The sequence below is a fragment of the Halodurantibacterium daqingense genome, assembly GCF_042666235.1.
Lineage (GTDB): Bacteria > Pseudomonadota > Alphaproteobacteria > Rhodobacterales > Rhodobacteraceae > Halodurantibacterium > Halodurantibacterium daqingensis.
On the sequence record NZ_JBHTFQ010000008.1, the window covers coordinates 50,936 to 74,084 of the forward strand.

Sequence of the window (23,149 nt, forward strand, 5' to 3'; positions counted from 1 at the left end):
CAGAAATTCGGCCGGATCGGCGAGGCGACGTGGACGAGGCCGCCACGCGCCGCGCGGAACACGCGCATGGGTGTGCGGATCACGCAAGCCAATGGCGGCCCGGCCATTCCGGCACATGGTGCTTTCAGCTTTGCAGGAGGCCCAGCTTGATCATCTGATGGCGCAGTGCGTGGCGCGACAGGCCGAGGGCGCGCGCCGCATCACCCGGGTTGCCATCGGCCTCTGACAGCGCCTTGGCGATCAGGCCGCGCTGAAAGGCCTCGGTTGCGGCGTGATAATCCCCGCCGCCGTCGCCCGGTGCTTCGGCCGGAATGTCTCCCGGCTTGATGACATTGCGCAGGATCCGGTCAGGCAGATGACGCGGCAGGATGATGTCTTCCTCCTCGAGGATGAAGATCCGCTCCAGAAGGTTCTCAAGCTCGCGCACATTGCCGGGCCATGAATAGCGCAGGAAGATGTCCTCGGCTTCGGGCGCCAGTCCGCGGACTGTCCGGCCATAGGAACGGTTGAACCGCGCGATGAAGTGCCGCGCAAGCGTCAGGACATCATCGCGCCGGTCGCGCAGCGCGGGCAGGTTCACCGCCACGACCTGAAGCCGGTAATAAAGATCTTCGCGAAACCGCCCCGATGCGACTTCGGACAGCAGCACCTTGTTCGTCGCGGCGATGAAGCGAACATCAACCTTGACCGGTTTGACCGCCCCCACCCGGCGAAACTGCTGCGTGTCCAGAAGCGTCAGAAGTTTCGCCTGAAGCGTCAGATCCATTTCCCGGATCTCATCGAGAAACACACTGCCCTGGTTGGCGGCCTCGACCAGCCCCATCTTGCGGTCCACGGCGCCGGTAAAGGCGCCCTTCTCATGGCCGAACAACTCGGATTCAAGCAGACTCGCCGGCAAGGCCGCGCAGTTGATATCCACGAAATCCCGCGCGGCACGCGATGAAACCTGATGGATCATCCGCGCCACCAGCCCCTTGCCGGTACCGGTTTCGCCATAGATCAGCACCGTACGCGTCGGGCTGCGGCCGATCTTTTCGATCAGCCTGCGCAGCGCCTCGATCGTCGGCGATGATCCGACCAGTTCACTGCCATAATCTGCCATGCCATCCTTCGGCGCCGCCCTTTCAGCGGCAGGGCGCCACGGCCTGCCAACGGCCCAGGCAGGGCGTCCCTTCGCTGATCTCCATCGCGCCCAGACTACACGAATAAATCACCGAGGAAATGGTTTCGGACCCTGCACCGCCATCACCGTGCTGGCAGACCGGGGCACCCTCCGGATCGGGATGCGCAGACAGGAGCGCCTTGCCCGAGGCAACCGTCCAGCTTCGCGTGGGCAGGATGCGCGACAGATAGTCGTGGCGGCTGTGCGACGTCCCGGCGATCCGGTCATCGTCGCTTTCCAGCGTTTCATCCTGGACAAGGGGATGTCTGAAGTGGTTGGTGCGCCACTGCAAACCGCCCTCTTCGATGACCGGCCCCGCGGCCGAAAGCTCGACCCCGGCGGTCGCGCCGGACCGGTCGGCCAGCACCAGCGTCCCGCCCCCGGCATGGGGAAGGCTGCGGATCAGGGCAAGGGCCTGCGGCACCGTGCGGGCACGCGCAAGCAAGCGCGGCAGCAGGAAATAGCGCAACCAGCCCACCCGGTGCCGGTTCACCGCAACCTGGGTATCGGCAACCGCCAGCCCTGCCGCATTGATCCCCGACGACCAGGCCGCCAAGCTGCCAAGGCTGCCAAGGCTGAGAACCGATCCGGTTGCAATGTCAGGTCCGCTGTGGCGCAACACGCATTGGATACCCAGGTGCAGGCCCGAAAAATCCCGGTTCTTCAGCACCATGGGCCCCTCTGGCCCTTGCGCCACCGCGATCGCGCTGCATCCCTCGATCAACACGCCGCCGCCTTTCATGTCGCGCAGCGTGCCAAGATGCAGATGTGCAAAAAGATCGGCCTCGGACAGGCCATGCGCCTCGGCTATGCCCGCGAGTTCATCGAGGCTCTCCGGGTCATGCTCTTCGTGGAAACGGCGTTGCGCGGCCAGATAGGCTTCAGCATCAGCATCAATCAGGCCGTCGGCGCGGGCCAGTTCGACCCGGCCCACGGTCGCGCGTGCGACAAGCTGTCGATCCGCAGCGCCCTGTTGCGCCACACCCCTCATGCGCGGGGTTCCGTGCGCGCTGATCTCGATCATCTGACGTCCTCCAGCAGGCTGAGACCTTCCTCAAGCCGATGACAGGCCGCGGAGTGATCCGGACCAATCGCCCGCTTTTCCGGCACCAGCGTCTTGCAGGCTGCAACGGCCAGGGGGCAACGGGTGTGAAACTTGCAGCCCGCCGGCGGGTTCAGCGGCGAGGGAAGATCACCCTGCAACCGAACCCGCGGCCGGCTTCGTCTGGGGCCGACATCCGGCACCGCCGACAGAAGGCTCTGCGTATAGGGATGACGCGGATTCTCGAGAACGGAGATCACAGGCCCCGATTCAACGATCTCGCCCAGATACATCACCGCGACCCGATCGGCGAGATAGCCAATGACCGAAATATCGTGGCTGATGAACAGATATGTCAGGCCAAGATCCCGCTTCAGTTCCAGCAGCAGTGCGATGATCTGTGCCTGAATCGAGACATCAAGCGCCGAAACCGGTTCATCACAGACAACGAAATCCGGGTTCGACACCAGCGCCCGGGCAATCCCGATGCGCTGCCGCTGACCGCCCGAGAACTGATGCGGATAGCGATCCAGCTGCGAGGCGCGCAGACCGACCCGTTCCAGCACCTCGGCAGTGATGCGGCGCGCTTCCGCGCCACTGGCGATGCCGTGCAGCGCAAGCGGCAACCCCACGATATCGGCGACGGTGCGGCGCGGGTTCAGGCTGGCATAGGGGTCCTGAAAGATGATCTGCATCCGCCGGCGCATCGCCTTCAATTCCGCAGCAGGCAGGGCGGTGACATCGGTGCCATCGAACACAACGCGGCCGGAACTCGGCTCGTGCAGACGCAGGATCGCGCGGCCAAGTGTGGATTTGCCGCAGCCCGATTCACCGATCAGGCCAAGGATCTCGCCCTTCTTCACGCTCAGCGACACGCCGTTGACCGCACGCACCACACGCTGCGGCGCCCCGGTCAGGCGCTGGCCCAGCGACCGGTTGAACACATAGTGTTTCGAGAGGTTCTCGACCCGCAAAAGGCTCATGTCATCTCCTCCAGCCGCAGGCAGCGCGCGCCGCGCCCCGGGCCTGCCTCGAACATCGGCACATCGACCATGCATTCGGGACGGGCCAGCGGACAGCGCGAATGGAACCGGCATTGCGGCGGCAGGCCGACCAGATCGGGCACCTGCCCCTCGATCGGGGTCAGGGGCTGGCCCCGCAGGGCCGGCCGCGGGATCGAGGCCAGAAGCCCCCGTGTATAGGGATGGCGTGGCTGGGCGATCACCTCATCGGTCGGCCCTTCCTCCACCACCTGTCCGGCATACATCACCATCACCCGGTCGCAGTGCTCCGCCACCACACCAAGGTCGTGGGTAATGAGAACCACCGCCATTCCAAGCCGCGCCCGGATATCGGAAATCAGCTCAAGAACCTGCGCCTGGATCGTGACATCGAGCGCCGTGGTCGGCTCATCAGCGACAAGCAGCTTTGGCCGGCAGGCCAGCGCGATGGCGATCATGATCCGCTGCCGCATGCCCCCGGAAAATTCATGCGGATATTGCCGCAGGCGCTGATCGGGCGACGGAATGCCCACAAGGCCCAGCATCTCGACCGCGCGGTCGCGGATCGCGGCGCGCCGGGCCATGCGGCCCCTTGGCAGGGTTTCGTCATGCGCCTCGAGCACTTCCGCAAGCTGTTGCCCGACGGTCAGCGCCGGGTTCAGCGCCGTCAGCGCATCCTGCATCGTCATGGCTATATCGCGGCCCCTGATGGCACGCATTTCCTCACCCGACATGGCGCGCAGATCCTGCCCGTCGAAGAAGATCGTGCCCTGCGTCACCCGCCCCGGTGAACGCACCAACCCCATGACGCTGGAGAAGGTCACGGATTTTCCCGACCCGCTTTCGCCCACAACACCCAGGCATTCGCCGCGCGACACCTTCAGGCTGACGCCATCCACGGCACGCACAAGACCGGCGCGTGCAACGAATTCGGTACGCAGGTTCGTGACTTCAAGAAGCACGGTCATTCGCTGAACCTCGGATCAAAGGCATCGCGCAGCGCCTGGCTGGCCACGTTGATCGCCAGCACCAGAAGCAGGATCGCAACGCCGGGGAAGGTCGAGACCCACCAGGCTTCGAGGATGAAGGCGCGCCCGTCCGCAACCATGCTGCCCCAGCTTGCAGTGGGCGGCTGCACCCCAAGTCCGAGGAAGGACAGCGACGCCTCGAGGATGATGACATTGGCCATGCGGATGGTCGAAACCACGATGACGGGCGACAGGATGTTCGGCAGGATTTCGCGCCACATGATGTGCCTGGACCCGGCGCCAAGCGCACGCGCGGCCTCGACATATTCCAGTTCGCGCACCGCAAGCGTTTCGCCGCGCACCACCCGGCAGGGGATCACCCATTCCTTGTAGGCGAGTGCCAGCACGATGTTGAACAGTCCCGGCCCCATCATCGCCATCAGGCCGATTGCGAAGATCAGGTAGGGAAAGCCCAGCAGGATATCCACCACCCGGCCGATCACCACATCCACCCAGCCCCGGAAATACCCCGCGGCCAGCCCGGCGAGGATGCCGACGCCAGTGGCAAGCACGATCACCGCCACGCCGATGAAGATCGAGATCCGCGCGCCATAGATGATCCGCGACAGGATATCGCGCCCCAGCGCATCGCATCCCAGCAGGAAGGCCCATTCCCCGCCCGGCATCCATGCCGGCGGTTGCAGACGGCGCATGAGATCGGTTTCGTTCGGGTCCTGCGGTGCGACAAGCGGGGCCGCCACTGCCATGATGACAAAGATCAGAACCACGATGACCGAGGCCATTCCCAGCCGATTGCTACGGAATTCACGCAGGTTGCGGCGAAAGAGAGAATCGGCCTGCGGTGCGGGGGCGAAAGCTGCGTCGCTCACAATTTCACCCGCGGATTCAAGAGCGTGTAAAGGATATCGGCCAGGAAGTTCAGCAGCACATAGGTTACCGCGTAAAGCAGCACCGCCGCCTGGACGAGCGGGTAGTTCCGCAGGAAGATGCTTTCCACGACCAGACGGCCCAGCCCAGGCCATCCGAACACGGTCTCGACGATCATGTTGCCGCCCAGAAGGCTGCCGGTTTCGATCGCCGCAACAGAAACCGTGGGGATCAGCGCGTTCTTCAGCGCGTGCCGATAAAGCACAAGCCGGCGTGGCAATCCCTTGGCCTCGGCGAAGGTGATGTAGTCCTGGCGCATGACCTCAAGCATCGAGGTGCGGGTCACCCGCATCAGGATCGCGGTCATCGGCAGGCCCAGCGTGATCGCCGGTAGCAGCAGATAGCGCAGCGCCTCGCCGAAGGCCGAGACATTGCCCGCCACCAGCGTGTCGATCAGCAGAAAGCCGGTGACCGTGGGCACCTCGCTGGAATAGCCGATCCGACCCGAGACAGGCAGGATCTGGAGATGGACCGCGAACAGCATGATCAGCAGGATACCGAACCAGAATCCGGGCAGCGACACCCCCAAGAGCGAACCGATCGTCGCCAGCCGGTCAAAGACCGAGTTCTTGCGGATGGCGGCCAGAACCCCAAGGGGGATGGCCGTCACCAGCGCCACGATCAGCGCAACAAGGCTCAGCTCGATCGTTGCAGGCAGCCGTTCGGCGATCACATCGGCAACCGGCCGTCCGTGATAGTAGCTTTGCCCGAAGTCGAACCGCACCGCATCAGCGACAAAGCGCAGGAACCGTTCCGCAAGGGGCCGGTCCAGCCCCAGTTCGCGGCGCAGTTCAGCCTCTTGCTCGGGGGTGATCGACTGTTCGCCTACCATGATCTGAACCGGATCGCCGGGGGTCAGGGCCAGCATCACGAAGACGATCAGACTGACCCCAAGCAACACGGGGATGAGCTGGATGATGCGCTCCAGCAGCTTTCCGAGGCTCATCCCCGTTCCTCCCGATCCAGGATCAATTCAGGCAGGCGTCATGCAGGTTGATGCGGCTGTCAGCACTGGGCTGCCAACCCGACACGCGCTTCGAGACACCATAGATGTCCTTGGGCACCCAGAGATAGACATAGGGTTGGTCGGCGTTGATCATCAGCTCGGCCTCGTGGTACATGGCCGCGCGTTTTTCGCTATCCAGCTCGATCGCGGCGGCATCCAGCAATGCGTCCAGCTCCGGATTGGAATAGCCGGCCGAATTGCCGCGGTCGTTGGTTCTGTGGGTCGGCGTGAAGATATCGAACGGATCAAGCGAGCCGTTGCCCCAGCTGGTAAAGTACATGTCGCCGCTTTTGGCACCGCCCTTGGTGCGCCACTTGTCGGTCAGCTGCGCGCCCTCGCCCACAGCCACGGTCGTGCGGATGCCAGCCTTGCTGAGCATCGAGGCAATGGCCTCGGCCGTGTCCTTGAAGGGGCCTTCGGTATCCAGGGTGATGTCGATCCCGTTCGGAAAACCCGCCTCGGCCAGAAGGGCCTTGGCCCGTTCGGGATCGTAGCCCAGGCTGGGCAGGCTGCTGGCGCCGAAAGCATCGGGCGACAGGATGCCATCGATCGGGGCGGCCGTGCCGCCAAGGATGCGATCGATGATCAGATCCTTGTCGATCGCCATTGCCGCAGCCTGGCGCACCCTCAGATCATCGAAATGCTCACCCTCCATGTTCATTGCGATGAAGAAGCTGCGGGTGCCGTTCACCGTCATCACCTCGGTGCCGTCATTCGCCTCGACCTGCGCCATGGAGAAGACCGGAAGTTCGTTGATGATATGCACCTCGCCCGCCAGCAGGGCGGCAACGCGGCTGGCGCTTTCGGGGATGATCTTGAAGATCACGCGATCCACACAGGCCTTGCCTACCGGGGCAATGTCGGCCGCGCCGCCATAGTAGTCGTCGAACCGCTCCATGATGACCGCGTCGCCCTTGCGCCATTCGACCAGCCGGAAGGGGCCGGTTCCGTTGACGGCGGTCGCAAGGCCTTCGTTGCCTTGCGCTTCCACGAATGCGCGCGAAACGATCTGCTGGTTCGGCAACATCGCCGGCAGGATCGGCCAGGGCTCGGACAGCACGATGCGCACCGTGTCAGGTGCCGTCACCTCGACCGAGGCTACGGGCCCGATCAGGGACTGGCGCGGACTGGTCTGGCCGCCCATCGCGCCCTCAAGCGCAATCCGGTCAAGCGTGAACTTCACATCCTCGGCGGTCATCTCGCTTCCGTCATGGAACTTGATGCCCGACCGTATCTTGAATTCGTATTCGGTGGCCGAGATCTGAGTCATCGACTCCGCAATTTCGGGCACGACCAGCATGTTTGCGTCGCGGGTCAGCAACCCGTCATGAAGGTTGCGAATTATGGTCTCGGTTTCCCGGTTGCGGTGGTTCGCAGGATCCAGCGTATCGGCGTCCCGGGTGAAACCGACGATCAGATCTGCGGCGCTGACGGTCGTGGGCATCAGGGCCGGAGAGAAGGCCAAGGCCGTGGCCATCAGAAGGCGCGGAAGGGTCTTCATTGATAATCTCCCTTGTGAAAGTGCCCCATGTTCGGGTGCCGTGGTCCTTGTTGAGCCGGACATACAGCAATGATGCACAAGACGTGCCAGTGATTTGCCTTGGCCCGCTGCGGCAGGGGCCGGGCCCTGTGCCGCGAAAGCGTGATCTTCACGCAGAAGGGTTTGCAGATCACGCCGGGCGGCGGCGCGCGGCCCGCGGCGGGATATGTGCCAGACCACGATATTTGGCCACCGTCCGACGGGCCAGTGCCGCTCCGTCTGGCAGAAGAAGGCTCGCGATCTCGGCATCGGTCAGCGGGCGGCTCGGGTTTTCTCCGGCCACAAGCGTGCGCATCCGTTCCAGCACCGCCTGCACCGAAAGCGGGTCTTCCTGGCGCCGGGCCGCAGGGGCCGGGGCACACGTCAGGTCCCGCAGACGCAGCGTGCACCCGGGCGTTTTCAGATGCAGCGCGGCGGTCACACGGCTGACGGTGCTGCGATGCAATCCTGTGGCTCGCGCGATGTCATTGATCGTCAATGCCGCCAACGGGCCGAAGCCTCGCAGATGCCCGTCCTGCCGCGCGACGATTTCCGAGGCGATCGACAACACCGTTTCATGGCGCCTTTCCAGCGCATGAACGAGGGCGCGCGCCTCGCGCAGGGCATCGGGCGTTCCGCTACCGGTGCGCAGCGTCAGCACGGGGGTTGTCCGCGCGTTCAGTTCCACCAGCCAGCCTTCTCCATTCCGGCGCAAGACAAGATCTGGCGGCCGCGCCTCCTCGGGCGCGCGCGAAAAATCCGCACCGGGTTTCGGATCAAGCCGGCGCAAGGCGCGCGCCATCGACAGAACCTGATCCACGGTACATTCACAAACTGCGGCCAACGTTTCGGTGTCGCCCGCGGCAAGCAGCGGGAGGTTCGACAGAAGTGCCTCGAAAGCCGGCGTCAGAAGCCCGAGATCCCCGGCCTGAAGCCGCAGACATTCCGACAGCGAGCGAGCAAAAAGCCCGCTTGGCTCGGCGCCCTGCAACTGGCGAAGAACCTTGGCCGCGCGTGCAGGGGCCACCCCCGCCTCGGCGGCGATCTCGTCCAGATCCGTGCCCAGCCAGCCCGAAGGCTCCAGCGCCTCGAGAAAGGCGAACGCAAGCGGCCTGTCCGCCGGATCGCGTACCAGCAGCGGCAGTTGCGCGGTCAGATGAGCAATCAGACCCGGATCGCCAGCAGCGATTCTGTCGGTATCCTGACCGCCTGCGCCGGCGGCAGCCTCCGGCCGCACCCGCGCCCGGGCGGGTGACGGCGGCGTCACCTCGCGCATGAGCCGCAGCCAGGTCTCGGGTTCGGTGGCCGAGGCGAGGCGCAGCAAAGGATTTCCGGCCTGCAGATCGGCAAGCCGGGCCGAAAGGGCGGCATTGGGCATGGCGAGAAAGGCGATTGCCTGCCTCAGCATCGGCGTCATCGCCAGGACACCACGCTGCCCAATGCCCAGATTCATCTCCGCTATGCTGCTCTCTCCATTTGGCGGGCCGGCACTGGCTCCAGTATATCCATGATCGAGAGTTTGTCGGTCCAGGTCCAGCCCCTTGCCGGAAGGTAGTGCCAGAGCGGCCGCGCAGGTTCCATCCGCCGAGGTGCATGCCTGGGCGTGACCACAAAAAGGAGCGCGAGCACCAGACCGCACGCTGCCGCACCCGCTTTGCGGGGCATTTGAGCGGCCGCAACGACGGGAAACGGATCACCGGTGTCGCCGCGGGATTTTGCCGGTGGTGATGCCACGCATGCGTCCGGCGCCCAGTGTTTCCCAAACTGCTGGTCGGGCTCCGGCTTTTAAAAAGTCAGTGTTCTTGACCCGGGGGATCTGCATTGTTCCTGCGACGAAATGATCAAGGACGGCGGCGCGCTCCCGCGGCCCAGGAGGAAACATGACGGATCACGCCAGTATCACGGCCAAGGCGGCACTTGATGCCATGTTCCGGCCGCGCCGCGTTGCCATTGTCGGCGCCTCGGCCGATGCCACCAAGACAGGCGGTCGGCCGGTGAACTACCTGCGCGAACACGGGTTTACCGGCGACATCTATCCGATCAATCCCAAGGTCAGCGACATCGGGGGGCTTGCGTGCTACCCTTCGGTGGCGGCCCTTCCAGAAACGCCAGATGCGGCGATCGTCCTGCTGGGGGCCGAACGGGCGCATCTTGCCGTGCGCGACCTGGCCGAGCGCGGCACGAAGCTGGCCATCGTCCTTGCCAGCGGCTTTGGCGAAGCCGGCCCCGCAGGCCAGGTCCTGCAGGATCAGTTGCGCGCGGCGGCCGGCAACATGCGGCTTCTGGGGCCGAACACGATCGGCGCCATGGATCTGCACCGACGCATCGTCCTGTCAGCCAGTGGCGCACTTGAGGGCAAGGACCTGCCGCAAGGCGGGATATCGCTTGCCTCGCAAAGCGGCGGCATCCTTGGCGCCTTGCTGTCGCGGGCCACGGCACGCGGCATCGGTTTTGCCAAGCTCGCCTCCACCGGGAACGAGATCGACCTCGATCTGGCGGATCTGGTGGATTACTATGCAGATGACGAAGGCACGCGCGTGATCGCCGTCTATGCCGAGGGCATTCGCTCGGTCGAGCGGTTCCGCGCGGCAACCGAACGTGCGCGCGAGGCCGGCAAGCCGGTGGTCGTGTTCAAGGTGGGCCGTTCGGAGTTCGGCGCGCGTGCGGCCGTGTCGCATACCGGCGCGATGGCGGGCGAGGATCGCGTCTATGATGCGCTGTTCCGACAATGCGGCGTGATCCGCGCCGAAAGCTTCAGCGATCTGCTCGACATCCCTGCCATGCTTGCTGCAGCCCGTCCGATGCGGGGCCGGCGCGTGGCGGTCCTTACCTCGACCGGGGGCGCTGGCAGTCTTGTCGCGGATGCCTGCGGGATGGCGGGACTTGATGTGCCCCTGCTTGATGAACCGACCGCCGCGACCCTTGCCGGGATCCTGAAGACCGACGCGCCGATGACCGCAAATCCCGTCGATGTTACCCTCGCCGGCGTCAAGCCCGAGGTGATGACCGCCGCGACCCGGGCGCTTCTCGCCTCGGACAGCGTGGACGGGCTGGTGGTGATCGTGGGCTCTTCGGCACTTGCCCAGCCCGAGGTCGCCGTGGGTGCGCTGACACAGGGTGCCGCCAGCAGCCAGAAGCCGCTGATCGCCTATGTCAGCCCGGATGCGCCGCATATCCTGCGCCATCTGAATCAGCAGGGCATCCCCGCCTTCACCGCGCCCGAGGCCTGTGCCGTAGCGCTGGAGGCGTCCCGGCCGCTGGCCTCTGTCTCCGCCGCCGCTGCCGCCGCGCCGCCGGCCCCCCCGACCGATCTGCGCAGCGGCACGCTGAACGAGGCAGAGGCACGCGCCCTGTTCGCCCGTTATGGGCTGCAGGGTGCCGAACAGCGCATCGTCCGGACGCCCGAAGAAGCCGTCGCCGCCGCGCAGGAGATCGGAGGCCCGGTGGTGCTGAAGGTGCTGTCGCAGGCCATTGCCCACAAATCGGATATCGGCGGCGTGAAGGTCGGCCTTGACGCCAAAACCATCGGCCCCGCACTGACCGACATGGCCGCCCACCTTGCGGCACAGGATGCGCCGGGGATCGAGGGCTATCTGGTTCAGCAGATGCTGTCGGGCGGGGTCGAGTTCATTCTGGGCCTGCGCCACGATCCGCAACTTGGGCCGCTGGTCCTTCTTGGTGCCGGCGGCGTGATGGCCGAGATCATGGACGACGTTGCGATCCGGCTGCTGCCGATCTCGAAGGCCGATGCAGAGGCGATGGTGGACGAACTGCGCCTGTCACGGCTGCTTGAGGGCTATCGTGGAAGCCCCGCCCTTGATCGTGCGGCGCTGGTCACGGCGATCACAGATTTTGCCCGCATGGGTGAAAGCCTTGGGCGCCGTCTTGCCGAGGCTGAGATCAACCCGCTGTTTGTCCTGCCGGCGGGGAACGGTGTGGCTGCCGCCGATGGGCTCGCGGTGATCAACTGAGGCAATCCCGGGCGCAATACTCATTGCGCCCGCGACCCCGGCACCGAAACACCCGGTGCCACACCACCGGCGCAGCCGCACCGATGTCGAAACCGCGGCGCGCCGACCAGAGGGTCAGCGCGCCCTTGGTTTCACAGCCTGCGAAGAGTGTGAATGGGCGGATCTGTCGCCGGGGATCATTCCTCACTCGACATACGGGTTTCACGCGCGAAAAAAGCTTGAAGAGGCAGCCGCTATCGCTGCTTGGACAGCACCCTGTTCGGACCCTGTCGTCGGGCCGGAATTACGCCGGCCCGACCGTCAAATCCGTCAGCCGCCGCTCTTGTTCAGGAACGCTTCGACCGAGGCGCGGTGCTCGCCCGTGGTATAACAGATTGCCTGTGCCTCGCGGCCAAGGGCGAAGATTTCATCGGCGCTGCGCTCGAATGTCTGGTCGATGATGGCTTTGGTCAGCGCCACCGCCGCGGGCGAGCCCTGGCTGAGTTCTGCCGCCCAGGCGCGGGCCTCGGCCAGCAGATCGCCGCTGCCGATCCGGTCGATCATGCCGATGGCCAGCGCCTCTTCCGACTCGATCACCCGCCCGCTCAGGATCAGTTCCTTTGCACGCACCAGCCCGACACGGCGCGGCAGGAAGTACATCCCGCCGCCGTCCGAAACGAGCCCGCGTTTCACGAAACTCATCGACATCTTGGCACCGGGAACGGCGATGATGAAATCGCAGCACAGCGCCATGTCCAGCCCCAGCCCGAAGGCCGCGCCATTGACCGCGGCAATCACCGGCTTGGTCATGGTGTGTATCGCGCTGATGCCGCGATGGGTCTGTTTCTGCCGCTTCCAGCCGTTGAAGGCCACATCGCCCGGCGCGGCCTCAAGCCGGCTGCGCATCCCGCTGACATCGCCGCCGGAACAGAAGCCCTTGCCGGCCCCGGTCAGCACCACGGCGCGCACGTCGCGCGCGGCATCCGCCCAGTCGAAGGCTGCGATCAGTTCGGCGCGCATCGCATCATTGATGGCGTTACGCACATCCGGCCGGTTCAGCGTGATCGTCGCAATGCCCGCGGCCACCTCGACCACGACATAGGTCATCGCCTGGGGCATCCCGTTCGAGACTTGGTTCATGAAGTTGTTATCCTTGTATCCAGTAGGTCAGTTCCGGCCCGCAAGGGCCAGCGGACGGGCCAGCGCCCCCAGGCAATCCCCCGCCACGAGGATCTGTTCCCGCAGGGGCGCAACGGTCGCCGGGTCAAGCACCGCACCGGCAAGTTCGTCGAACTTCGCCGCCAGCTCGGCATCGCTCAGCGGGTCATCCGGATCGCCCTTGCGGGTTTGCTGAAACCGCTCCAGCACCCGTCCATCAGTCAGTTCCACCCGAACACGCGCCATCCGGCGGCGCGGATAGGCAGCGGCAATCCCGGCATCGACGGCAACGGTAACCCGCGGCATCACCGCCCGGATCTCGGGCAGTGCCAGCGCTTCCGGGGTGAAGGCCGCCATCCGCACCCGGCCCAGAACCAGCAACGCGCCGATGCAATACTGCAGGCTGAACCGCGCATCGCGCGGGCTGTTCACCTGCATCCGGTCGCAGATCGACTGCGTTGCGGCATAGCCCTGCACCTCGATCCGCTTCACATCACCGGCGGCAAAGGGCATCTCGGCGCGCAAAACGTTCAGCGCGTCAAGCGTGGCAAAGATATGGCCGCAGCAGCCGTGGTTCTTGTAGGTCATGCGGGAAATCGGCGTCCAGTCGCCGAGGCCCTCGAGCGCCGCCTGCCAGTTGCCGGTATCCTCGCCGGTCGCCGCGGCATAGCCGTGGGGCGCGTGCAGGCTGTCGGGCGACCCGGTCAGCCCCGCCGCAGCGGCAAGCCCGGCCAGAACGCCCGCATCGGCGGCGTGTCCCGAATGAAGCGGCTTTGTCTGACCCTCGCCCTGCAGGTTTTCCTGATGCCCGCCGGCAAAGCTGGTGGCGATGGCGATGGCATGGGCGATGGTCGCGGCGTCGCCGCCCTTCAGCATCGCGGTCGAGACCGCAGCGCCGATTGTGCCGACGGTGCCCGTGATGTGCCAGTTGCGGTAATGGCTTGGCTGCAGCGCCATGGCGACCCGGCATCCCACCTCATAACCGCCGATGACCGCGCGCAGGAAGGCATCTTCGTCCGCGCCCTCGTCCTGCGCCACCGCAAGTGCCGCGGAAATCGTCGGGCTTCCGGGATGATAGCCGCCGTCGCGGAAGATGTCGTCAAACTCGGCGGTATGGCTAGCGACGCCGTTCAGCAGCGCGGCATGACGCGGCGCCCCCAGGTTGCCATCCGCATAGGCAATCGCGCGCCCTTCGCCCCGGGCGCTGGCCATCGCGCGCGCCATCGCCACGGCCGGCCCCTCGACCGCGCCGGGCAGAAGCGACGCGAACCAGTCGAGAACGGCACGCCGCGCATCATGCGCCACCTCGGCCGGAACCTCGCGCCCCGACCATTCTGCGGCGGCATCGGCCAGTTTCAGCAAGGGGTTCTGCATCCTGTTCCTCTTCCTTCCGTGCGGGCCCAGTATGCACCGGAACGGTCGGGCGCTTCCCCTGACGAAATGTTGGCGATGGCATAGCCATCGATCAGCCTTCAGCCGCGTTTCAGCAACAGTCCGCCATCCACCGGCAGCAGCACCCCGGTCACATACCGCGCCTCGTCCGAGGCGAGATAGACGGCTGCATGTGCCACATCCCAGGCCGAACCCATGAAGCCCGCAGGCACAAGCGCGTCGCGCTCGGCGCGGATCTCGTCATGGCTGCGCCCGGTTTCGCGCACCCGCCGCTCGATCGCCATGGGTGTGTCGATCAACCCCGGAACGATGACATTGGCCCGCACCCCATGCGCCGCATTCTCGGCCGCGATGTGCTGCGTCATCGTGTTGATCGCGCCTTTCGACGTCTTGTAGGCCAGCGTCGGGCGCTTCGACAGCGACGAGGTCGATGAGACGTTGATGATCGCGCCCGCCCGCTGTTCGCGCATCACCGGCAGGCAGTGCTTGCACATCATGAACATGCTCTTGAGGTTAAGCGTCATGATCCGGTCCCAATCCGCGACCGGAAGATCCGACGTGGGACGGTCGCCGGTCGAGGTGCCGATATTGTTGTGCAGGATGTCGATCCGGCCAAAACGCCGCACCGCCTCGGCCACCACGCCGGCACAGGCAGTCTCGTCGGTCACGTCGGCAGCGTGCACCCCGGCACCGCGGTCGCCGCCCGGCTGTGCGGCCATCAGGGCAAGCGTTTCGGCGGCCCAGTCGCCATTGCGGTCCACCAGCAGGCATCGCGCGCCCTCTTGCGCAAAGCGCAGCGCAACGGCGCGGCCGTTTCCGATACTGGCACCCGGTTGCTGCCCCGCTCCGATGATGACCGCGATCTTTCCTTCAAGCCGCCCTGACATGGCATCCCCCTTCACCAAGCTCTGCGGAGGCTACCAGCGCGGGCCGGAGCGGGAAGCTGACCATAAGTCTGCCACACGCGATGGCCGCTTATGCCCGCACCGGGTCCGAGGATTTGAAGAATTCCGGTGCCTCGCCCACCTGTTCCAGAAGCCAGTCGATGAATCGTCGGGTCTTGGTGTTCACCGATGTCGCGGTCGGCCAGACCACATGGAAGGCAGAGCCGGTTCGAATCGGCTTGTCGAAGGGCCGCACGAGCCGCCCGGCAGTGATGCTGCCCTCGAGCAACCCCAGTTGCGCGATGGCCATGCCGAACCCCTGTTCGGCCGCCGAGAAGGTCAGAAGGGACGTGTCGAACTCCATCGCGCGGTGCCGGCTGATATCGGCACCGACTGCCTCGGCCCAGAATTCCCAGGCGCGCCGCCGGTAACGGGCGTGCAGCAGGTCATAATCCGGCATCCTTGCAAGCTCGGGCGGGCTGTCCAGGCGATCCAGGTAGCTTTGCGAACAGACCACGTCGATCTCTTCGTCGAACAGCCGGCGGCACCGGGCATCACGCCAGGTGCCGGTGCCAAGCTGGACCGCCACATCCAGATGCGTGCCGCGAAAGTCCAGCGGCTCGACCCGCGTGTCAAAGCGGATCCGGATATCGGGATACCGCGCGTTGAAATCGGCCAGCCGCGGCATCAGCCAGTGATGGGCGAAGGTGGGATAGACACGCAGGCTGACCGTGCTCTGGGTTTCCTGGTTGATGATGCGCTGGGTGGCATTCTCGATCTCGTCGAAGAGGCCGGAAATCTCGAGCCCGAAGGCGCGGCCCACGTCGGTCAGCTTGGCCGAACGGATGCCACGCTCGAAAAGGCTCACGTTCAGGTAATTTTCCAGGATCGAGATCTGTCTGCTGATCGCCACCTGGCTCACCCCCAGTTCGCGGGCAGCGGCCGTGAATGTCTTGTGACGCGATGCGATGGCAAAGGCCCGCAGCGGGTTGAGTGGCAGGTTCAGCCGACGCTGTTGCATGATTTTTCGTTTCCCTTGGGCAACCAAATGCCAGTCAAACTTGCAAAAGGTTAGGATAACATCCCGGCGAAGCCAAGGGGCAGGCGCACATTCGGTCAGTGCGGTTGCGGGCGATCGGGGGGAAATGCATGGCGGGTCGTCTGTCTGGCAAGGTTGCCATAATCACCGGTGCGGGCTGCATCGGGCCCGGATGGGGCAACGGGCGCGCCGCGGCATTGCTGTTTGCGCGCGAAGGCGCGACGATCGTCGCCACCGACATCCGCCCCGAAGCGTTCGAGGAAACCGAGGCGCTTCTGCGCGAGGCGGGCGCGGACTACTGGTTTGCGCCCTGCGACGTGACCGACAGCGCCTCGGTCGCCACGCTCGTCAGGACTGCCACTGATCGCTATGGCCGCATCGACGTTCTGGTCAACAATGTCGGCGGCTCGGCCCGCGGCGGCGCCGTCGAGATGAGCGAGGAGATCTGGCTCAAGCAGCTGAACTACAACCTGACCAGCGTTTTCCTGACCTGCAAACATGTCCTGCCGGTGATGAAGGCCGCAGGCGGCGGCGCGATCATCAACACGGCCTCGACCTCGGGCACCCGCTGGACCGGGGCGGCGCAGGTGGCCTATGCCGCGTCCAAGGCGGGGGTAATCCAGTTTTCCCGCGTCACGGCGGTGGAATACGCCCCCTGGAGCATCCGTGTGAACACAGTGGTCCCGGGCCAGATGCACACACCGATGGTAGAGGCGCGGCTGGCTGGCCAGCGTGAAGGCGGCGATGTCGCGGCGCTTCTGGCCAAGCGGCAGTCGCGCATCCCGCTGCCCTTCATGGGCGACGGGCGCGACACCGCCCATGCCGCATTGTTCCTCGCTTCGGACGAGGCGCGCTTCATTACCGGAACCGAGATCGTCGTGGACGGGGGGATGTCGGTTCGCTGTGACTGAGCGCGTGCCATCTCTGCGCGGTCCTGCGCGCCTTGCGCTGTTCATGCTGCTGGCCTGCGGCGGCGGCTGGCTGTTCCAGCATATCGGCTCGCCCCTGCCGTGGATGATCGGACCGCTGGTGGTAACGGCGGCGTTGTGCATTTCCGGCCTGCTGCCGGTACAGGTGCCGAACCGTATCCGCCCCTTCGGGCAAGTCATCGTGGCAAGCCAGATCGGGCTCAGCTTCACGCCCGCCACGATGGAAAAGCTTTTGTGGCTGGCGCCGGTGATGCTGATTACCGCGGCAATGACGCTGGCCTGCATCATCTTGATTGCCCTTGCCTTCTCCCGTTGGTCGGGCATGTCGGTCGCGCAGGGATTTCTGGCTGCGGTTCCCACCAGCCCGGTCGAGGCAGCGGCCATGGCCATCGACCACCGGATCGATCCGACGCCGGTGATCGTGTCGCAGACGCTGCGTCTGGCCGGGGTCGTGCTGATCCTGCCGGTGGGCATGTTCGCGCTGGAGGGCTGGCCCGCCACGCGCGAACTGCCCTATTCCGAGGTGCCGTTCGACCCGCTGAACATCCTGATCCTGGCGCTGTGCGGCTTTGGCGCGATGTTCGTGTTCCGGCGCCTGCGCATCCCGAACCCGAACTTTCTGGGCCCCCTTACCGTCATGGCGGCGATGGCGGCCTCGGGCTATGGGCCGGGGCCCTATCCCGGCCTTGTGCTGGCGGCGGCGCAGGTGGTGCTGGGCGCCTGGCTCGGCTCGACCTTCCGGCGCGAGATCCTGACCCGTGCCGGCCGGCTGGTGATGACTTCGGTTGTGTCATCCGTCACGCTTCTGGTGCTTTGCTCGTCGATTGCCGCGGCCATTGCCTGGGTTTCCGGCCTGAACTGGCAGCTGGTGGTGCTGGGCGCCGCACCGGGCGGGGTGACGGAAATGGCACTGACCGCCAAGTTCCTGCAACAGGACGCAACGATCGTCACCGCCTTTCACCTCACGCGGATCTTCATCTTCATGCCGAACATCCCGTGGATCGTCGCGCTGATTGCCCGCTTCGAGACGCGCGCCCACCCCGCAGAAAGAGACGACACCCCATGACCGATTTCCGCCCCCTGCCGACCGGCCGCCGCCCGCGAATTGCTGTGCTTGACGATTACATGGGTGTCGCCCATCGGCTTGCCGACTGGGAGCGCCTTGCAGACCGGGCCGACGTGACCTTCCTCACCGATCCGCTGCCCGAGGGCGAGGCCGCCGTGACCACGCTGCGCCCCTTCGATGCGCTTTGCCTCATGCGTGAACGCACAGCCATGCCGGGGGATCTTCTGCGGCAACTGCCCGAACTACGGGCGATCGCGGCCACGGGGCGGCGCAACCGCACCCTGGATCACGATACTGCCCGCGCGCTTGGGATTGCCGTCATGGCGACCTCGGGCAGCGGCAACGGTGTCTATGCGACGGTGGAACTGGCATGGGGCCTCATCATCGGGCTGATGCGCCACATCCCCGAGGAATCTGCGGCCATGCGTGAGGGCGCCTGGCAGACGCGCCTCGGCAACGCGCTTTACGGCCGCACGCTGGGCCTTGTCGGGCTGGGCAAGCTGGGCGCGCGCATGGTGCCGATCGCCCGCGCCTTCGGCATGGATGTGATCGCCTGGAGCCCGAACCTGACGCCCGAACGTGCCGCGGAAGCCGGCGCAACCTTCGCCCCCAAGGATGAACTTCTGCGCCGGGCCGACATCGTGTCGCTGCATCTTGTGCTGGCGCCCACAACGCGCGGGATCATCGGCCAGGAGGATCTGGCCCTGATGCGCAACGACGCGATCCTGATAAACACTGCCCGGGGGCCGCTGGTCGATCAGGCGGCGCTGATCGAGGCGCTGCAGGGGGGCCGGCTGCGGGCCGCAGGCATCGATGTCTATGACCATGAACCCCTTCCGCCGGGGGCGCCGCTGCGCCAGCTTCCAAACACGCTTCTCACGCCGCATCTGGGCTATTCGGTCGAGGAAACCTTCACTGCCTTCTACCGCGAAACGGTAGAGAATCTGGAATCATGGCTCGACGGCGCACCACGCCGCCTCGCCCAGGTATGAAAGGGACACCGATGCGCCTTGCCCCGCCCGATCCCGACACACTGACACCCGACCAGCGCCGGGTGCATGACCTGATCGCCAGCGGTCCGCGCGGCCAGGTGCGCGGGCCGCTGGCCATCTGGCTGCACCGGCCCAGGCTTGCCGAAACCGCGCAGGCCCTGGGGGCCTATTGCCGTTATGGCACGACCCTTGATCCGCGCCTGTCGGAACTCGCCATTCTCTGCATGGCGGTGGTATGGCGGTCCGAGTTCGAATGGTGGGCCCACAAGCCCATCGCACTTAAGGCAGGTCTTGCGCCTGACACGGTCGAGGCCCTGCGCCGCGGCGAAACGCCGGCATTCAGCAGCGACGAGGAAGAGGTGGTGCATGCCGTCGTTACCACGCTCGCCGCTGAACGGCGCTTGCCCGATGCGCTCTATTCCCGGGCCGAGGCAGTTCTGGGCACCGATCGACTGGTCGATCTGGTGGGGCTGTGCGGCTATTACACCCTGATCTCCATGACGCTGAACGTGTTCGAGGTGCCGCTTCCCGAGGGTGCCAGCCCGGAACTGCCGCCCCGTTGAACCGGCCTTCCCGGCGCATGCGCCTCGGGGGGGTATGCGGCTCTCTGCGCGCCGGTAAATGCCGGCGTGGAGAGGACGCGCCAACGGGGGTTCATTCTTTCATAATCCGCCCGGACTCACGCCCGCGGGCCACCGCTTCGACGTCCATCCGGCGATCGGCATCAGCACCCCGCGCAAAGCCGTTGCTCCGCGCGATAGCTTGGGTGGGTGACGGTGGCACAGGCTGATCCATCGGGACACTGACGGTGCTCGAGGCATTGGAACCCGCGGCCGCGATCCGGAACGCATCCACGGCACATCCCGACCGCCCTGTCAGGCGCGCTGCAGAAGCACATGAAAAAGCCCGGCCTTGCCGGGCTTCTCCGTTTCTGCCGCAAGGATCAGTCGGCGACGATGCCACGCTCTTCGGCAAGCGCCTTCCACAGGTCCATCTCGTCATAGACCTGGGCGCGGAATTCCTCGGCGGTGTCATTGCCGGCCCTCACGAAATTGTCCGACAGGACCTTCTGGAACGACTCGGATTCCAGCGCGGTGCGCAGGTCGGCGTTGATCTTGTCCACCAGCGCCGAGTCCATGCCGCCGGGGCCGAACAGCCCGACCCAGCTGTTCACGTCGATACCTGCAACGCCGGCTTCGGCGCTTGCCTCGACATCGGGCAGCAGGTCATAACGTTCGGAACCAAGGATCACCAGCGCCTTGACCTGGCCATTGTTCACATAGGGCATCACCGACGCGGTGTTGCTGATATAGACATCCGCATGGCCGCCCATCAGGTTCACCTGCGCATCACCGCCACTGGAAAAGTGGACGATATCGGCATCAATTCCAGCCTGCTGGATCAGCAGTTCCTCGGTAAAATGGCTGGAGGTGCCGACGCCGGCAGTCGCGAAGAACATCGGACGCTCCTGCGCCTCGGAGATGAATTCGGCAAAGCTGTTGGCCTGAACGGCGGCGCCCGCCACGGCCATGTAGGGGCTGGTTGCGACCATGCCGATCGGGGTGATATCTTCGCGCGCGTCGAAGGGCAGGTTGTCCTGCACGGCCGGGGCGGTGGCCACGGCAGGCGTGTTGACCATCAGCGTGTAGCCGTCGGGCGCCGATTGTGCCAGATGCGCGGTGCCGATCATCGACCCGGCGCCCGCGCGGTTTTCCGCAACAACGGGCTGGCCCCAGATCTGCGACAGTTCATGCGCCAGTTGCCGGCCGATCAGGTCGGTCGAGCCACCGCCGCTGTAGGGCACGATGATGGTGACGGGTTTCGTCGGGAATTCCTGCGCCAGGGCGGCGCCGCTTGTGGCCCCCAGTGCGATCATGGCAAGTGTAAGCAGTCTCATGTTAAACTCCTCCCAAGAGTTGATGAAAATTGTTCTGCGCCGCAGCATGGGCGGCGGGGCGCGGGCCGGCCGAAGGCCCGGCCTGCGAAGGCTCAGTCCTCCTGCTCGGTCACGCGGCGGCGCATGCGCAGCGCAGCCTTGCGGCCCGACCAGATGCTCCAGAGCAGGACGAACGCAGTGATGACCAGAACCGTCCCCGCGATGGGCCGTTCGATTACCGCGGTGAAATCGCCCCGCGCCAGAACCATGGCGCGGCGAAAGTGCTGCTCGATCAGCGGGCCCAGTACGAACCCCAGCAGCAGAGGCGCCGCAGGCATGCCGAAGATCCGCATCGCATAGCCAAGCGCACCGAAGCCCATCACGACCATCACGTCGAAGGCGCTGTAATGCACCGAATAGGCACCGATGCAGACAAACATCAGGATCGCCGGGTAAAGCAGGTGGTAAGGCACCGACAACAGCCGCACCCAAAGCCCGATCAGCGGCAGGTTCAGGATCACCAGCAGCAGGTTGCCGATCCAGAAACTCATCACCAGGCCCCAGAAAAGCGCCGGCTGCTGCGTCACCAGGTTCGGACCGGGATGAATGCCATGCACCATCAGCGCGCCGATCATCAACGCCATGGTGGCGCTGCCAGGAATGCCCAGCGACAGCGTGGGGATGAAGGCCGTCTGGTCAGCCGCATTATTGGCGGCTTCCGGGGCAACCACCCCCTCGACCGCGCCCTTGCCGAACCGCTCCGGTTCATCCGAGATGCGTTTCTCCAGCCCGTAGGACACAAAGGCCGCAACCGTTGGGCCGGTGCCCGGCAGCGTTCCGAACATCGACCCGATGGTCGAGGCGCGCAGCATCGGCATCCAGGAGCGGCGGAAGTCATCGCGCTTGGGCATCAGGCTGCGCAGCGTCACCGATTTCGGGTCCAGCCGGCGGGTTTCGGTGTTGCGGATCGATGTGATGATCTCGGCCACCCCGAACAGGCCCATGGCCAGCGCGCTGATGCTCAGCCCGTCCAGCACGCTCAGCGATCCGAAGGTGAAGCGGGCCGTGCCACTTTGCGGATCCATCCCCACGGTGGCCAGAAGCACACCGAGGACAACCATCGCCAATCCCTTGACCAGCGTCGCATCCGATATCGCCGAGGCCGCGACCAACCCCAGCAGCATCAGCGCGAAGTATTCGGCCGATCCGAACGACAACGCCCAGGACGCGACGATCGGCGTGAACATGCTGAGCACGAGAATCCCGAAGACACCGCCGATGAACGAGGCCACCGCCGTCATTGCCAGCGCCACACCGGCCCGGCCCTGCTGGGCCATGGGATAGCCGTCAAGGCAGGTTACCGCGCTTGAAGTCGTGCCCGGAATGTTCAGCAGGATAGAGGCAGTCGAACCGCCATAGGCCGTTCCGTAATATATCCCGGCAAGCATGATCAGCGCAGTCGTCGGTTCCAGATGGAAGGTCATCGGAAACAGCATCGAGATGGCAGCCAGGGCGCCGAGCCCCGGCAGCACCCCAACCAGCGTGCCTATGAAAACGCCAAAGAAGCAATACGCCAGGTTGACAGGTGTCAACGCCGTCTCAAGCCCGAGGGCGAGATTTGAAAGGATATCCATCAGAATGGCCAGTTGAAAAGAGCAATGGGAAGCTGCAGCGCAACCACGAAGATCAGCCAGGCGGCAAGGCTCAGCACCACGCCCAGCAGCAGGCTGAACACCGGGCGGAAGGCAAGTTCTGCCACCGTCGCGATCACTGTGCAGGCAAAGACCGCCGGCATCAGCCCCAGCGGGCGGATCAGCAGCGCGAAGGCGAGAATGGCGCTCAGGATCACCAGAGGCACAAAGACACGGATTTCCGCCCGTGATGGTGTGCGAAAAAAGGCACCGACAAGGATGATGATCCCGAACAGCGACAGGAGCACGCCCAGCACCGTCGGAACCATGCCTGGACCCATGCGCGTGATGGTCCCGATCGGATAGTTCGATCCGGCATGCGCCGCAAAACCCGCCCCCAGAAGCGTCAGAAACAGCCCGCCCGCAAATTCTCGATGATCCATACTGGTCATGGCATTTCCCCCCTTCTGTCCCGAAGCCCTCCTCTGGCTCGTTGGATATTCGGAACAAGCGACCTGCCACGCAACATGCAAGAGTGCATGACAGCATAACCTGAAGTCAGTCTTACCGGCCCGACGTCCCAGCT

20 protein-coding genes are annotated in these 23,149 nt (G+C 65.3%); 5 read left to right on the top strand and 15 right to left on the bottom strand.

All coding sequences use genetic code 11. The annotated features are described in order from the left end of the window. Positions 1-124: 124 nt before the first annotated feature. From ACFQXB_RS14670 to ACFQXB_RS14705, 8 genes are all read right to left on the bottom strand, one after another. Entirely contained in the window at positions 125-1,102 is a 978-nt protein-coding gene (locus ACFQXB_RS14670) for a sigma-54 interaction domain-containing protein (protein WP_377405361.1), read from the bottom strand. Positions 1,103-1,124: 22 nt separating this feature from the next. Continuing rightward, the gene (locus tag ACFQXB_RS14675) at positions 1,125-2,186 is read right to left on the bottom strand and encodes a C45 family autoproteolytic acyltransferase/hydolase (protein ID WP_377405363.1); all 1,062 of its coding nucleotides are present in this window, start codon (positions 2,184-2,186) and stop codon (positions 1,125-1,127) included. After that, positions 2,183-3,187 carry an ABC transporter ATP-binding protein gene (locus ACFQXB_RS14680; RefSeq protein WP_377405364.1) on the bottom strand — a complete coding sequence of 335 codons (1,005 nt, stop codon included), beginning with the start codon at positions 3,185-3,187 and terminating at the stop codon, positions 2,183-2,185. Before ACFQXB_RS14680 ends, ACFQXB_RS14675 begins: the two co-directional genes overlap by 4 nt. Next, positions 3,184-4,173 (bottom strand): ABC transporter ATP-binding protein, encoded by a 990-nt coding sequence (locus ACFQXB_RS14685; protein WP_377405366.1) that lies wholly within the window; start codon positions 4,171-4,173, stop codon positions 3,184-3,186. The genes ACFQXB_RS14680 and ACFQXB_RS14685 overlap by 4 nt, the downstream gene beginning before the upstream one ends. Beyond that, positions 4,170-5,063 carry an ABC transporter permease gene (locus ACFQXB_RS14690; protein ID WP_377405368.1) on the bottom strand — a complete coding sequence of 298 codons (894 nt, stop codon included), beginning with the start codon at positions 5,061-5,063 and terminating at the stop codon, positions 4,170-4,172. The genes ACFQXB_RS14685 and ACFQXB_RS14690 overlap by 4 nt, the downstream gene beginning before the upstream one ends. Further along, complete coding sequence (locus tag ACFQXB_RS14695) at positions 5,060-6,067, bottom strand: ABC transporter permease (RefSeq protein WP_377405370.1); 1,008 nt, start codon at positions 6,065-6,067, stop codon at positions 5,060-5,062. The genes ACFQXB_RS14690 and ACFQXB_RS14695 overlap by 4 nt, the downstream gene beginning before the upstream one ends. Positions 6,068-6,089: 22 nt before the next feature. Next, positions 6,090-7,628, bottom strand: coding sequence for an ABC transporter substrate-binding protein (locus tag ACFQXB_RS14700; RefSeq protein WP_377405372.1), 1,539 nt, complete (start codon positions 7,626-7,628; stop codon positions 6,090-6,092). A gap of 169 nt (positions 7,629-7,797) precedes the next feature. Beyond that, positions 7,798-9,099: an RNA polymerase factor sigma-54 gene (locus ACFQXB_RS14705; protein WP_377405374.1), complete on the bottom strand. Its 1,302-nt coding sequence runs from the start codon at positions 9,097-9,099 to the stop codon at positions 7,798-7,800. 427 nt (positions 9,100-9,526) lie between these two features. Here ACFQXB_RS14705 and ACFQXB_RS14710 point away from each other — a divergent pair, with 427 nt between their 5' ends. After that, on the top strand, positions 9,527-11,617 hold the full coding sequence (locus tag ACFQXB_RS14710) for an acetate--CoA ligase family protein (protein WP_377405376.1): 2,091 nt from the start codon (positions 9,527-9,529) through the stop codon (positions 11,615-11,617). Positions 11,618-11,926: 309 nt separating this feature from the next. Here ACFQXB_RS14710 and ACFQXB_RS14715 read toward each other — a convergent pair whose 3' ends face one another. The 4 genes from ACFQXB_RS14715 to ACFQXB_RS14730 all read right to left on the bottom strand — a co-directional run bounded on the left by ACFQXB_RS14715 (position 11,927) and on the right by ACFQXB_RS14730 (position 16,051). Continuing rightward, positions 11,927-12,736, bottom strand: a complete 810-nt coding sequence (locus ACFQXB_RS14715) for an enoyl-CoA hydratase/isomerase family protein (protein ID WP_377405378.1) — start codon at positions 12,734-12,736, stop codon at positions 11,927-11,929. A 27-nt stretch (positions 12,737-12,763) separates the two neighbouring features. Continuing rightward, positions 12,764-14,128, bottom strand: coding sequence for an MmgE/PrpD family protein (locus ACFQXB_RS14720; protein WP_377405379.1), 1,365 nt, complete (start codon positions 14,126-14,128; stop codon positions 12,764-12,766). Between the two features lie 98 nt (positions 14,129-14,226). Next, the gene (locus tag ACFQXB_RS14725; protein ID WP_377405381.1) at positions 14,227-15,033 is read right to left on the bottom strand and encodes an SDR family NAD(P)-dependent oxidoreductase; all 807 of its coding nucleotides are present in this window, start codon (positions 15,031-15,033) and stop codon (positions 14,227-14,229) included. Positions 15,034-15,121: 88 nt separating this feature from the next. Beyond that, the gene (locus ACFQXB_RS14730; protein WP_377405383.1) at positions 15,122-16,051 is read right to left on the bottom strand and encodes a LysR substrate-binding domain-containing protein; all 930 of its coding nucleotides are present in this window, start codon (positions 16,049-16,051) and stop codon (positions 15,122-15,124) included. Between the two features lie 128 nt (positions 16,052-16,179). On the opposite strand from ACFQXB_RS14730, the gene ACFQXB_RS14735 reads away from it, so the two are divergent. Genes ACFQXB_RS14735 through ACFQXB_RS14750 form a run of 4 tightly spaced genes read left to right on the top strand, consistent with a single transcriptional unit; the run spans position 16,180 to position 19,619 of the window. Beyond that, complete coding sequence (locus ACFQXB_RS14735; protein ID WP_377405385.1) at positions 16,180-16,980, top strand: SDR family NAD(P)-dependent oxidoreductase; 801 nt, start codon at positions 16,180-16,182, stop codon at positions 16,978-16,980. A gap of 4 nt (positions 16,981-16,984) precedes the next feature. Next, positions 16,985-18,064 carry an AbrB family transcriptional regulator gene (locus ACFQXB_RS14740; protein ID WP_377405387.1) on the top strand — a complete coding sequence of 360 codons (1,080 nt, stop codon included), beginning with the start codon at positions 16,985-16,987 and terminating at the stop codon, positions 18,062-18,064. After that, the gene (locus ACFQXB_RS14745) at positions 18,061-19,056 is read left to right on the top strand and encodes a D-2-hydroxyacid dehydrogenase family protein (RefSeq protein WP_377405389.1); all 996 of its coding nucleotides are present in this window, start codon (positions 18,061-18,063) and stop codon (positions 19,054-19,056) included. The genes ACFQXB_RS14740 and ACFQXB_RS14745 overlap by 4 nt, the downstream gene beginning before the upstream one ends. An 11-nt stretch (positions 19,057-19,067) precedes the next feature. Continuing rightward, positions 19,068-19,619: a carboxymuconolactone decarboxylase family protein gene (locus tag ACFQXB_RS14750; RefSeq protein WP_377405390.1), complete on the top strand. Its 552-nt coding sequence runs from the start codon at positions 19,068-19,070 to the stop codon at positions 19,617-19,619. 380 nt (positions 19,620-19,999) lie between these two features. On the opposite strand, the gene ACFQXB_RS14755 is transcribed toward ACFQXB_RS14750, so the two are convergent. The 3 genes from ACFQXB_RS14755 to ACFQXB_RS14765 all read right to left on the bottom strand — a co-directional run bounded on the left by ACFQXB_RS14755 (position 20,000) and on the right by ACFQXB_RS14765 (position 23,015). Beyond that, positions 20,000-20,953, bottom strand: a complete 954-nt coding sequence (locus ACFQXB_RS14755) for a Bug family tripartite tricarboxylate transporter substrate binding protein (protein WP_377405392.1) — start codon at positions 20,951-20,953, stop codon at positions 20,000-20,002. A 92-nt stretch (positions 20,954-21,045) separates the two neighbouring features. Next, positions 21,046-22,566, bottom strand: coding sequence for a tripartite tricarboxylate transporter permease (locus ACFQXB_RS14760; RefSeq protein ID WP_377405394.1), 1,521 nt, complete (start codon positions 22,564-22,566; stop codon positions 21,046-21,048). Further along, positions 22,566-23,015 carry a tripartite tricarboxylate transporter TctB family protein gene (locus ACFQXB_RS14765; RefSeq protein WP_377405396.1) on the bottom strand — a complete coding sequence of 150 codons (450 nt, stop codon included), beginning with the start codon at positions 23,013-23,015 and terminating at the stop codon, positions 22,566-22,568. The genes ACFQXB_RS14760 and ACFQXB_RS14765 overlap by 1 nt, the downstream gene beginning before the upstream one ends. Positions 23,016-23,149: the final 134 nt, after the last annotated feature.